Genomic DNA, 12,048 nt, shown 5'->3' with positions numbered 1-12,048 from the left:
CGTCGGGCGAGGTCACCGCCGGCCCGTAGGATGACCGGGTGTCTGCCCCCAGCCGAACGTACGAGCACGCCGAGGAGCCGGTCCACGACCACCTGCGCCGCAACCTGACGAACCGCCACATCCAGCTGATCGCGATCGGCGGAGCGATCGGCACCGGCCTGTTCATGGGGTCGGGGCGGACCATCTCGCTGGCCGGCCCCTCGATCCTGCTGGTCTACGTGGTCATCGGCGTGATGCTGTTCTTCGTCATGCGGGCGATGGGCGAGCTGCTGCTGCACAACCTCGAGTACGCCTCCTTCCAGGACTTCGCCGCCGACCTGCTCGGCCCCTGGGCGGCCTTCGCCATCGGCTGGACGTACTGGCTCAGCTGGGTCTTCACCGGCATGGCCGACATCGTCGCGGTGACCGGATACTGGAAGTTCTGGGTCGGCGACCTGCCGGTGGCGATCGGGCTGACCGTGCTCACTCTGGTCGTGCTGCTGGCGCTCAACCTGCTCACCGTACGGCTCTTCGGCGAGATCGAGTTCTGGTTCGCCCTGATCAAGGTGGTCGCGATCCTCGCCCTGGTTGCGGTGGGCTTTGCCCTGGTGGTGCTGCGCTTCACCTCCCCGACCGGCATCCATGCCTCCCTGGCGAACCTGTGGAGCCACGGCGGCGTCTTCCCGACCGGCCTGCCCGGCTTCTTCGCCGGCTTCCAGATCGCGGTGTTCGCGTTCGTCGGGATCGAGCTGGTCGGGGCGACCGCGGCCGAGGCCCAGGACCCGCTGCGGACGTTGCCGAAGGCGATCAACTCCATCCCCGCCCGGGTGCTGCTCTTCTACGTCCTGGCGCTGGCGGCGATCATGGTGGTCACGCCCTGGGACATGGTCGACCCGACCACCTCCCCCTTCGTGAACCTGTTCACCCTGATCGGGTTCGGCGGTGCCGCCGGTCTGATGAACTTCGTCGTGCTCACCTCGGCGGCATCGTCGTGCAACTCCGGCATCTACTCCAGCTCACGGATGCTCTACGGGCTCGCCCACAAGGGGATGGCACCGCGCTGGCTGGGCACCCTCAACCAGCGTGACGTCCCGGCGGCGGGCCTGTGGCTCTCGGTGGTGCTGATCGGCGCGTCGCTGGTGCTCACCGCCAACGAGTCGGTGATGGCCGCCTTCACCGTGGTCACCTCGGTGGCGGCTGTGCTGTTCATCGTGATCTGGAGCCTCATCCTGATCAGCTACCTGCGCTACCGCGCGGTGCGCCCCGAGGCCCACGCCGCCTCCCCCTTCCCGATGCCGCTGGGCCGGGTGATGTCCTGGGTCGTGCTCGCCTTCTTCGGCTTCGTCATCGTGCTCCTGGCGCTGCGGCCCGAGACCCGCGAGCCGATGCTCGTCGCGCCGGTCTGGTTCGTCCTGCTGGCCCTCGGCTGGCGGATCCTGCGCCACCGGGCCAACGTACGCGCCGGGATCCACCGCTGACGGCTCGCCCGGTCGCCCCGCTCCCGAGCGGCCGCCGAGTCGGCGTGACCGGCGGTACGCCCGGTCAGGCCTGGCTCGGGTGGTGTTCCGGCCCGAGGAGCTTCAGGGTCTTCGGGTCGCGTACGCCACCGAAGTAGCGCTGCAGCACCTGCCGGAACACCGGCCCGCCCGGATTGGCCGCCTCGAACAGGGTCATCGACGAGCGCAGCTTCATGGCGTCGACCCGACCCAGCAGGTGTTCGGCCGTGGGGGCGGGGCCGTCGGCCACCGCCCGGGCGGCCTCGAGCAGCCGGTGCTCCAGCACCGGGTGCTGGAGGTAGGCGCGCGCCTCGTCGAGGTCGGCGATCGAGAAGTGGGCCGCGGTCGAGGAACGCCCCAGCCCGGTGAGCTGCGGGAAGACGAACCACATCCAGTGTGTCGTCTTGCGCCCGGCCCGCAGCTCGGCGAGGGCCTGTTGGTACACGCCGTCCGCCTGAGCGCGGACGAAACGCTCCAGGTCGTACGGATCGGTGCTGTCCATGGGGCAATTCTGCCCGCCTGCGGCCGGTTGCGCCGCTGTTGTCGCAGAGCTCCTGCAGCCGGACAGCCGTTCAATCACTGCCACGACCTCGCGTGCCTCGCACAGGTTGCGCCGCTGTTCGCAGAGCTTCTGCTGCCGGATCGCGGCCCGATCCGCCGCGACAGGATCCCGTACGGCAGCGGGGCCGCGCCGTTACAGTGGGAGCAGGGCGAGGACAGGAGCCGCCATGAGAGCCACGAGGCCGTGGGGCGCCGGGCCTGGGCGCCGGAGGACGGCGACAGGAGGCCCCGCTCTGCCGCTGGCGGAGCTGGCCGTCCTCGTCACGGCGACCGGTGCCGGCAGGCTGGAGATCCGCACGCCGTTCGACGGCAGCGTGCTCGGCACGGTGCCGCGGTCCGACATCGACGACGTCGCCGAGGCGATCCGGCGGGCCCGGGCGGCCCAGGTCGCCTGGGCGGCGCGGAGCCCCCGCTCCCGCGCCGAGGTGATGCACCGGTTCGCCCGCCTGGTGCTGGACCGGCGCGACTCCGTCCTCGATCTGATCCAGCTGGAGTCGGGCAAGAGCCGGCTGGACGCCCTGGAGGAGGTCCTCGACGCCTCCCGGACCGCCGCCCACTATGCCCACGCCGCCCCCGACCTGCTGCGGCCACAACGCCGCGCCGGCGCGGTGCCGGTGCTGACCCGCACCCTCGAGGTCCGCAGCCCCAAGGGCGTGGTCGGGGTGATCAGCCCGTGGAACTACCCCTTCACCCTCGCCGTCTCCGATGCGGTCCCGGCCCTGCTGGCGGGCAACGGTGTGGTGCTGAAACCGGATTCGCGCACCCCGTTCGCCGCCCTGCTCGGTGTGTCCCTGCTGCGTGCCGCCGGCCTGCCCGGTGACCTCCTCCAGGTGGTCGTCGGGCCCGGCGCGGAGCTCGGGGCGCCGATCATCGACGGGGTCGACCACGTGATGTTCACCGGTTCGACGGCCACCGGCCGCCTCGTCGCCAGCCGCTGTGCGACCCGGCTGGTCGATGTCAGCGCCGAGCTCGGCGGCAAGAACCCGCTGATCGTGCTGGCCGACGCCGATCTGCGCAGTGCCGCGATCGGGGCGGTGCGTGCGGCGTTCGCCAGCGCCGGCCAGCTGTGCATCGGGGTCGAGCGGATCTACGTCGAGCAGTCGGTGCACCGGGCCTTCCTCGAGCGGTTCCTGGCCGTGGTGGCGCGGATGCGGCTCGGCGTCGGGCTCGCCTGGGACCTGGACATGGGCACCCTGGTCTCGGCCCGGCAGCTGGAGCGGGTGTCCGATCTGGTGGCGGACGCCGTGGCCCGGGGCGCCACGGTCCTCGCCGGAGGCCGTCCCCGCCCCGATCTTGCCCCGTGGTACTACGAGCCCACCGTCCTGGCCGACGTCCCCGACGACGCGAGGCTCACGCGCACCGAGGCCTTCGGCCCGGTGGTGTCGGTGCAACCGGTGGCGGATCTCGACGAGGCGGTTGCCCTCGCCAACGCGAGTGACTACGGCCTCAGCGCCAGCGTGTGGACCTCCGGGCGCCGCGGCGAGGCGGTGGCCCGGCGACTGGAGGTCGGGACGGTCAACGTCAACGAGGCGTACGCCGCCGCCTGGGCCTCCCACGCGGCGCCGATGGGCGGGTGGAAGGACTCCGGGATGGGCCGGCGCCACGGTGTGGAGGGCCTGCTGAAGTTCACCGAGAGCCGGACCATTGCCACCCAGCGGCTGCTCCCCCTCGAACCGCCGCCCGGGCGACCGGGGGCGGCCCGGGCATTCGCCGCCGGGATGACGCCGGTGATCCGCCTGCTCGACCGGTTCCGGTGACCGTGGCGGTCGGGGGCGGGCCGAGCACCTGTCTCAGCGTCCTCGAGTCACCGGCGGGCGACGTGCGCGACGGCGGGCCCGGACCCGGACGGCCAGGTGCGCAGTCCCGGTCGCCGCGTACGCCACCGCGACGAGGACCGGCGCGGTCCACAGCGGGGCGCCGGTCAGTTCGAAGGCCATCGCGCTGGCGAACAGCGGGGCCCGCTGGGTGACCGCGAGCACGCCGGCCGATCCGACCAGCGACCAGAGCGCGACGGACGCCTCCCCACCCGTGGCCCGGACGATCGTCGCGGCCAGTCCGCCGGCGGCCGCGCCGGTCGCCAGGGCCGGGGTGAGCAACCCGCCGACCGCCCCGGAGCGTACGTAGAGGCCGGTGACCAAGGGCTTGAGCAGCACCAGGAGGGCGAACAGGGTGACCGAACCGCCGCCGGCGAACGTGGTCTGCATGATCGCGGCGCCGTTGCCGGGCAGATCCGGCAGCGGCACCGAGAGCAGCCCCAGGACCAGGCCGGCGACGGCGATCGCCACCGGCAGGCGCCAGCTCACCGGCGGACGGTGCCGCTCGGCGACGACGCGCAGGGCATGGAAGGACAGACCGAGCAGGGCGCACAGCGGCACGGCCACCACGGCCCAGCCGAGGGTGCCGGCGTCGGGGGCGGCCATCGGGAAGTCGTAGGTGGGCCGATCGGCGACGACCGGCCGGGCCACCAGGGTGGCGATCACGGACATGGTGAGGGCGGTGACGACGGCGCGCGGGGACCGTCGGGCCAGCAGGATCTCGAGGGCGAACAGGGCACCGGCGAGCGGCACGTTGTAGACGGCGGCCAGGCCGGCGCCGGCAGCGGCGGCCAGGATGATCCGGCCGTCGTCCGGGGCCACGCCCAGCCGTCGACCGATCAGCTGCGCCGCCACCGCCGCGGTCTGCCGCGGGGCCCCCTCGCGCCCGAGGGACCCGCCCGCACCGACCAGCAGGACCTGGAGCAGGGCATCCGTGGTGGTCCGCCAGAACCGCACCGGCCGGTCCGGATCCTCGAGTGCGGCGCTCAGCGGCAGCACCTCGCTGTTCCGGCGCAGCACCCACCACCCGAGCCCGGCCAGGGTCCCGCCGATGACCGGGGCGAGAATGCGACGCAGCGGTGCGGCGCCCTGGGCCAGCGACGTCCCGTCCTGGCCGTACGCCACGATCTCGATGCCGCGCAGCAGCAGGGTCATGCCGGCACCGACGAGCCCGGCGGCCAGGCCGCCGAGGACGACGGCCGCCGTCATGGTCAGCAGCCGACGCGTACGGCCGACCTCCGCGGGCCTGTCGGTCCCACCGCCCGATCCGGTCCTATCGCTCAATCCGGACCCATTGCCCGTCCCGGACTGCCCGCCACCGGCCATCGGCCCATGCCTCTCCGGCCGGGAGCCTGCAGCGTCCGGCGCTGCAGGCCGCGGTCACGACTCCTTGAGATACTCCCGCGCCACGGCGACGGCCCCGACCGTGGTCCCGTCGGGGGCGTTGATCACCGCGAACGTCATGGTGACGTACACCTTGCCACCGTCGGCGGTCACCCCGCGGGTGCGGCGCGGCTTGCCGTCCGAGGCGAGGTGGCCCGAAGCCATCGCCGCGTTGAACCCGTGCTCGTGGGCGGCGCGCAGCTTCTCCGGGATGATGATCTCCACCGTCTGCCCGATCGCCTGCTCCGCCGTGAAACCGAACAGCTCCTCCGACTTCTGGTTCCACCTGCGGATGATGCCGTCGACGTCGATGACGATGATGCCGTCGCCCGCTTGCTCCAGGGCGGCGGCGGAGAGATCCAGGTCGAGCTGGGGAGCCGTCTGGTCGGTCATGCGCGGGGTCCTCTCGTCTTCGCGCCTGCCGGGCCACGTCGGATGGGTAGCCCGGAAGCAGTGTGTTGCTTCTGGAGTCTCGTCGGCCCGACGACCGCCGTCAAGGGTGGTTCCGTGTTCCTGGTCACGTTCCTGTCGAGGATCGCGACCGGCCGGGATCACCACCGGCCCGTCGATCAGCGGTCCAGGACGCAGTTCGCGCAGCCGCTGCCGCAGCACTCCCGTTCGGGGGACTTGAGGTCGTAGACCAGACGGGCGAGCCGGTGCTCGAGGTTCTTGCGGATCACCCGCATCCGGTGCCGCGGATCGGTCTCCTCCTCCGGCGGCTCGATCGGCCAGACCTCGACCGAGGGGCGGATGCCGGGTGGCAGCGGCACGTAGCCCTGCCGGTTGCGGAAGCCGAGGACGATCACCCGCTGGTGCTGGTCGAGCTCGCCGGACTCGACCAGACGGGGCGCGGCGACCGGGACCGGGTGACGGGAGGTCTCGACGGCCTCGCGGACCTCCCTCGTCACCTCGCCGTAGTCGGTGGTGTTGGCACAGGTGGTGGTGTAGTCCCCCTCGGCGCGGCTGCGGGCCAGGGCCTCGGCCAACTGGGCGATGCCCTCGGTGTCCGTCCCGACGAAGCAGACCGTGGCCATCACGACGCACCTCCTCGACCCCTTTCTCCAGCGTAGTCCGGCCGGTGCAGGCCTCGACCCTCCATGGGGCGGCCGACTCTCCGGCGGAGGGGCCCGACCGCCCGGCGGAGCGGTCGACTCCGCAGTGGGGCGGCCGATTCTCCGGCGGGTGGCCGATTCCCCGGGAGAGAGCAGGCCCGACCGCCCGGGCGGTCGGGCCGATCCGCCACACTGTGAGGTGTGGACGACCTTGTGATAGCCCCGGCGCCCGGCCTGCCCGACGGGCTGGTCATCCCCGCGGACCTGCTGCGGGAACGCTTCACGCATGCTTCGGGCCCCGGCGGCCAGGGCGTCAACACGGCCGACTCCAGGGTCCAGCTCAGCGTGGACCTCGCCGAGCTGTCCGCCCTGGGGGTCGAGGCGACCCGGCTCGACCGGGCGATGGAGCAGCTGGCCGGCCGGCGCACCGGCACCGTGCTGACCGTCGACGCGGCCGAGTTCCGCTCCCAGCACCGCAACCGGAAGGCGGCCCGGGAGCGGCTCGCCGGGCTGCTGCGCTCCGCTCTGGCGGCGCCGGCCCCGGCACGGCGCCCGACGCGGCCGACGCGGGCGTCCCGCCGCCGCCGGTTGGAGGCCAAGCATCGTCGTGCGGAGGTCAAACGCTCCCGTACGCGACCGTCGGCCGACTCCTGACCGACGCCACTGCAGACGGGCACCGACCCGTGACGGGCGCCGGCTCCGGACGGACCTGGACTGCTCCGGCCGGAGATGGACACAGCCCGGACACAGTGCCGGACGTCTAAGGTGGCGGGCGATCGTCCTTCCACATCCCTGATCGGAGTCCCCCATGGGAAACGCCCTCGCCCGTACGATCCTGCGCCTGGCCGGCCCCACCCTGATCGGCGCCGGCGGCGCCGCCTGGTACGTCATCACCGAGCAGCTGAAGGCCCAGAAGGTCGAGGTGCACCGGGACTCCTCGCAGCTGGCGGGGCGCCTCGTCGCCGGCCCGGTGACGGCGTTCGCCCAAGCGGCGGTGATCGAGAAGCACGCCCTGGCGATGGGCGGCGGGCGCACCTTCGCCGAGATCAGCGAGGAATGGATGGCGGCCACCGCCGCCGGTGATGAGGCGCGCGCCGCCGAGCTCGCCGGCACCCGCGAGACCGTGATGCAGGCCAACCTGCTGCGCGCGTCGCTGTTCACCTCGGTGCTCGCCTACGGTGTCGCCGCCCTCGCGATGGGCACCGGCGTCCTCAGCTGCGCCACCGCGAGCGCTGTCCGCAGCAAGTGATCCCCCGGCGGGGCGGTCCGGTGATCGGACGGCTCCGCGGAGGAACACTGCAGGTCAACGCTGATGTCACGGACGCCGACGTCCCGGGGCTGACCCCTGGGGCTGATGCACCGGGCGCGTCTTCCGGTCGCGGGACACTGGAGCCATGACGACACGAGATCGTGATGCCGCGGGACGGCCGGTGAACGCCCGCCCCCGGGATGCTCTGGGCCGTCCCCTGGCGCGGGGCCTGGAGAACGCCGCAGAGCCGGTGCCGCAACGGATCCGGACACCCGAGGAGGCCCTGGACGCAGCCCAGGACTACGTCGACCGGGAGCTGCCCTTCCAGGCCCACGAGGTCCTGGAGGACCAGTGGAAGGCCTCCGAGCCACCCTGGCGTGACCTGTGGCAGGGACTCGCCCAGCTCGCCGTGGCCCTCACCCACCAACGACGCGGCAACCTCCCCGGTGCGACCTCGGTGTCGGCCCGGGCGGTGGATCGGCTCGAGCCGTACGCAGCCTCGGCGCCGTACGGCGTCGACGTCGCCGCACTGGTCGCCTGGTGCCGGGCCCTGGCCGCGGCCCCCGGGGGCGAGGTGCCGGTCCCGGTGCTGCGTCGGCGGGCCGGGACCGGCACGCCGACACAGCGGTGATCCTGACGACCACCGGGCCGGGACGGATCACTCGGCGGTGATCACCACCTTGAGCGCCTTGGTCCGGGCGGCATGGCCGAAGGTGTCGTAAGCCTCGTCGATCTGGCCGAAGGTGAAGTGATGGGTCGCCAACCGGTCGACCGGCAGCTTGCCCTCGGCGATCATCTTCAGCAGCATGCCGCCGGTCACCGTGTTGACCAGGCCCATCGAGATGCGGATGTTGTCGATCCAGCGGTCGTTGATCGGCAGCTCGACCGGCTTTCCGTGCACCCCGACATTGGCCAGTGCACCGCCGGGACGGACGACCGCCAGCGCGTCGACGAACGTCTCGGTCAGTCCGACGGCCTCGATCGCCACGTCTACGCCCAGCCCGTCCTCGGTGAGGGCCCGCACCCGGTCCTCCCAGTCCGGGGTCGACGAGTTCACCGTATGGGTGGCACCGAAGACACTGCTGGCCTGCTGCAGCCGGTTGTCGTCGAGGTCGACGGCGATCACCCGGGAGGCGCCGTGCAGGCCGGCGGTCATGATGGCCGCCAGCCCCACCGGGCCGGTGCCGATCACCGCGACCACATCGCCGGGCTTGACGCCGCCGTCGCGGACGCCGATCTCGTAGCCGGTCGGCACGATGTCGGAGACGAACAGTCCCTGCTCGTCGCTGACCCCCTCCGGCAGGTGGTAGAGGCTGGTGTCCGCGTACGGGATGCGGACGTACTCGGCCTGGGTGCCGTCGATCAGGTGGCCGAGGATCCAGCCGATCCCGCCGACCGCCCGGCAGTGGCTCGGGAGCCCCTTGCGACAGTAGCTGCAGGTGCCGCAGCTGGTGATGCAGGAGATGATCACCCGATCGCCGACCCGGAAGTTGTGCACCGCTCCCCCGACCTGGGTGATGGTGCCGACGCCCTCGTGCCCGAGGATCCGGCCGTCGGTGACCGCCGGTACGTCTCCCTTCATGATGTGCAGATCGGTGCCGCAGATTGTCGTCGTCTCGACCTTGACGATGCAGTCCGTCGGCTCCTGGACGGTGGGATCGGGCACGTCCTCCCACGCCTTCAGGCCAGGACCGTGATACACCAGTGCTTTCATCGTCCCCACTCCTTTGTGAGTGATGCCGACGCCGAATCGTCGGCCACCATCCACTCTAGGACCGGGGGCGGATACCCCGAGGGGTTTTGGGGCAAGTTCTGTGGTCCACGTCACGGCTGAGCGGCACATCCCCTCCTCTGCCGCTCAGCTCGGTGTGGTCCGGCGTCGCCGGGGCTACTTCCCCTGCCGCTTCTGGATCGCCGCCCACTCGTCGCGCAGCCCGACCGTGCGGTGGAAGAGCATCGGGGTCCGCGGGTCGTGCGCGAAGTAGCCGAGGCGCTCGAACTGGACCACCTGGCCCGGGGCGGTGTCCGCCAGCGCCGCCTCGACCTTGCACCCGGTCAGCACCTCGCGGGAGTCGGTGTTCAGGTCGTCCAGCGGTTCGCCGGTGGCGGCCCCCGGCGCCTCGGCGGAGAACAGCCGGTCGTAGAGCACGGCGGTGGCGTCGACCGCGTGCTGCGCCGACACCCAGTGCATCGTCGACTTCACCTTGCGGCCGTCGGCCGCGGTGCCGCCGCGGGTCTGCGGATCGTACGTGCAGCGCACCTCGGTCACGGTGCCGTCCTCGTCCTTGACCACCTCGGTCGCGGTGACGAAGTAGGCGCCGCGCAGCCGGACCTCACGGCCGGGCGAGAGCCGGAAGTACTTCGGCGGGGGGACCTCCGCGAAGTCCTCGCGCTCGATGTAGAGCTCCCCGCTGAAGGCGACCTCGCGGGTGCCGTCCGCTTCGTTCTCCGGGTTGTTCACCACCGCGAAGTACTCGACGACGGGACTGCCGTCGGGTCGGGTCGGCCAGTTGGTGATCACCAGCTTCAGCGGGCGGATCACCGCCATCCGGCGCTGCGCGGTCCGGTTGAGCTCACGGCGGACGAACGACTCCAGCAGCTCGATGCCGGGCCGGCTGTTGGTCCGGTTCACCCCGACGTAGCGGCAGAAGTCGCGGATCGCCGCGGCCGGGTAGCCGCGCCGGCGCAGCCCGCTGATCGTGGGCATCCGCGGGTCGTCCCAGCCGTCGACCAGCCCGTCGTGGACCAGCTTGGCCAGCCGCCGCTTCGAGGTGACCGTGTGGGTCAGCTCCAGGCGGGCGAACTCGAGCTGCTTGGGGGTGTCGCCGGGCAGCGGCAGTTGCTGGAGGAACCAGTTGTACAGCGGCCGGTGCGACTCGAACTCCAGCGTGCACAGGGAATGGGTGACGCCCTCCAGGGCGTCGCTCTGCCCGTGCGCCCAGTCGTACGTCGGATAGAGGCACCAGGCGTCGCCGGTGCGGTGGTGGTGACCGCGGCGGATCCGGTACATGATCGGGTCACGCAGCTGCATGTTCTCGTGCTGCATGTCGATCCTGGCGCGCAACACCCGCGAGCCGTCGGGGAACTCCCCGGCGCGCATGGCGCGCAGCTTGCGGAGGTTCTCCTCCGGGGCGGTGTCGCGGAACGGGCTCTCGATGCCGGGCTGGCCGTAGCCGCCGCGCTGCGCCGAGATGGTCTCGCTGTCCTGCTCGTCCACGTACGCCAGGCCACGCTCGACCAGCTGCTCGGCCCACGCGTACAGCTGCTCGAAGTAGTCCGAGGCGTAGACGATCTCGTCGGGGGTGTAGCCGAGCCAGCGGATGTCCTCGATGATCGAGGCGACGTACTCCTCGTCCTCGGTCTGCGGGTTGGTGTCGTCGAAGCGCAGCTTGCAGGTGCCGTCGAAGTCCTCCGCGACACCGAAATCGACCGTGATTGCCTTGGCGTGCCCGATGTGCAGGTAGCCGTTGGGCTCCGGGGGGAAGCGGGTCTGCACCCGGCCGCCGTACGTCCCCTGCTCATTGTCGCGACGCACCGTGTCGCGGACGAAATCGCTGGCGGGAACGGCGGTCTCGGGGGAGGTCATGGCCGTCAAACTACCATGTCGACCCGCCCGGATCGGGAGCCCGCGGGGGCCGGCGGCACCGACTACCGGGCGGCCCGATCCGCCCGGCGGCGCCGCAGTGGCAACCCCGGCCGCAGGCGACGCGGATGCCCCTCGCGGGCCGGCGGCTTCACCGGGGCAGGCGGGGTGCCCGGCGCGCGCCGGGTCGCCAGCCCGGCCTCGACCAGCGTGGTGCAGATCGTCTCGACGGTGATCTCGCGCCCGGTCCGGCCGTCGGGCAATCGGGTGCCGTTGGACAGGTAGCTGCCCCGGCCCAGGTGCTTGAGCGGACCGATGCTGCGGATCGTCACCCGGCCCTCGGCGACGGCCCGGTTCCAGGAGCTCTTGCGGTTGATCGGCCAGCGACCCGGGAAGAGCCCGGCGGCGCCCTGCACCCAGTCCCGACTGCCCTTGAAGTGCCACAGATGGGTCAGCTTGTCCAGGCCGGGGTCGGAGTCCATGAACCCGCCGACGGACAGCAGATGCACCGGCGCACCGGTCGCGGCCAGGTACCAGCTCGCCCCCAGCGCGATCTGGGCCCCACCGCTCCACGACAGCAGCACGATCGGCCGCTTGTCGGCCGGGTGGTAGCCGGCGTCGAGCAGCTCGTCCCAGATCACGTTGGCGATGCCCAGCGAGTAGAGCGGCCCGTAGCGCCGGTCCAGGGACACGGCGACCTGGAGAGCGTTGCGGACGTTGATGATGATCCGGGCGAGGGGGGCCATCGGGCCACCGTCGGTGTGCCGCTGGACGATCCGCCACCACCAGCCGCTGAGCCGCTCCTCCAGCAGACCCCGGTTGGTCATCGAGTACGGGTAGATCTGGCTGACCAGGCCGATGCCGTCGAGGTTCGTCCGCACCGCGTCGAGCAGCGGTCGCTCCCCCGACAGGCTCGCCTCGGGCTCGAACG

Annotated in this window: 12 protein-coding genes; 5 read left to right on the top strand and 7 right to left on the bottom strand. The window is 72.1% G+C overall.

Annotation, left to right across the window (positions count from 1 at the left end):
- The first annotated feature begins 38 nt into the window (after positions 1 to 38).
- Positions 39 to 1,457 (top strand): amino acid permease, encoded by a 1,419-nt coding sequence (locus VB059_RS12255; RefSeq protein WP_323422309.1) that lies wholly within the window; start codon positions 39 to 41, stop codon positions 1,455 to 1,457.
- Positions 1,458 to 1,521: 64 nt separating this feature from the next.
- Here the strand turns inward: VB059_RS12255 and VB059_RS12250 are convergent, their stop codons facing one another.
- Positions 1,522 to 1,977 (bottom strand): DUF1810 domain-containing protein, encoded by a 456-nt coding sequence (locus tag VB059_RS12250; RefSeq protein WP_323422308.1) that lies wholly within the window; start codon positions 1,975 to 1,977, stop codon positions 1,522 to 1,524.
- Positions 1,978 to 2,203: 226 nt separating this feature from the next.
- Between VB059_RS12250 and VB059_RS12245 the strand changes: the two genes are divergently transcribed.
- A complete protein-coding gene (locus tag VB059_RS12245; protein WP_323422307.1) occupies positions 2,204 to 3,793 on the top strand; it encodes a succinic semialdehyde dehydrogenase in 1,590 nt (529 codons plus the stop codon).
- Between the two features lie 33 nt (positions 3,794 to 3,826).
- Here the strand turns inward: VB059_RS12245 and VB059_RS12240 are convergent, their stop codons facing one another.
- The 3 genes from VB059_RS12240 to VB059_RS12230 all read right to left on the bottom strand — a co-directional run bounded on the left by VB059_RS12240 (position 3,827) and on the right by VB059_RS12230 (position 6,270).
- Entirely contained in the window at positions 3,827 to 5,059 is a 1,233-nt protein-coding gene (locus tag VB059_RS12240; protein WP_323422306.1) for a chloride channel protein, read from the bottom strand.
- 171 nt (positions 5,060 to 5,230) lie between these two features.
- Entirely contained in the window at positions 5,231 to 5,626 is a 396-nt protein-coding gene (locus VB059_RS12235; RefSeq protein ID WP_323422305.1) for a PAS domain S-box protein, read from the bottom strand.
- A gap of 176 nt (positions 5,627 to 5,802) precedes the next feature.
- Complete coding sequence (locus VB059_RS12230; protein ID WP_323422304.1) at positions 5,803 to 6,270, bottom strand: hypothetical protein; 468 nt, start codon at positions 6,268 to 6,270, stop codon at positions 5,803 to 5,805.
- Between the two features lie 216 nt (positions 6,271 to 6,486).
- Here VB059_RS12230 and arfB point away from each other — a divergent pair, with 216 nt between their 5' ends.
- The 3 genes from arfB to VB059_RS12215 all read left to right on the top strand — a co-directional run bounded on the left by arfB (position 6,487) and on the right by VB059_RS12215 (position 8,165).
- Positions 6,487 to 6,939 carry an alternative ribosome rescue aminoacyl-tRNA hydrolase ArfB gene (gene arfB, locus VB059_RS12225; RefSeq protein WP_416339559.1) on the top strand — a complete coding sequence of 151 codons (453 nt, stop codon included), beginning with the start codon at positions 6,487 to 6,489 and terminating at the stop codon, positions 6,937 to 6,939.
- A gap of 154 nt (positions 6,940 to 7,093) precedes the next feature.
- Positions 7,094 to 7,534: an aromatic ring-opening dioxygenase LigA gene (locus VB059_RS12220; protein WP_323422303.1), complete on the top strand. Its 441-nt coding sequence runs from the start codon at positions 7,094 to 7,096 to the stop codon at positions 7,532 to 7,534.
- A 145-nt stretch (positions 7,535 to 7,679) separates the two neighbouring features.
- Positions 7,680 to 8,165 (top strand): DUF309 domain-containing protein, encoded by a 486-nt coding sequence (locus tag VB059_RS12215; protein ID WP_323422302.1) that lies wholly within the window; start codon positions 7,680 to 7,682, stop codon positions 8,163 to 8,165.
- Positions 8,166 to 8,192: 27 nt separating this feature from the next.
- Here VB059_RS12215 and VB059_RS12210 read toward each other — a convergent pair whose 3' ends face one another.
- The 3 genes from VB059_RS12210 to VB059_RS12200 all read right to left on the bottom strand — a co-directional run.
- Positions 8,193 to 9,248, bottom strand: coding sequence for a zinc-dependent alcohol dehydrogenase family protein (locus VB059_RS12210; protein ID WP_323422301.1), 1,056 nt, complete (start codon positions 9,246 to 9,248; stop codon positions 8,193 to 8,195).
- A gap of 174 nt (positions 9,249 to 9,422) precedes the next feature.
- Complete coding sequence (locus VB059_RS12205; protein ID WP_323422300.1) at positions 9,423 to 11,120, bottom strand: glutamine--tRNA ligase/YqeY domain fusion protein; 1,698 nt, start codon at positions 11,118 to 11,120, stop codon at positions 9,423 to 9,425.
- A 62-nt stretch (positions 11,121 to 11,182) separates the two neighbouring features.
- Positions 11,183 to 12,048, bottom strand: an 866-nt coding sequence (locus tag VB059_RS12200; protein ID WP_323422299.1) for a hypothetical protein, incomplete at its 5' end; no start/stop codon positions are given.

Source organism: Raineyella sp. (assembly GCF_034933565.1).
Classification (GTDB): domain Bacteria; phylum Actinomycetota; class Actinomycetes; order Propionibacteriales; family Propionibacteriaceae; genus Raineyella.
This window is presented reverse-complemented; position numbering and strand designations above follow the sequence as displayed.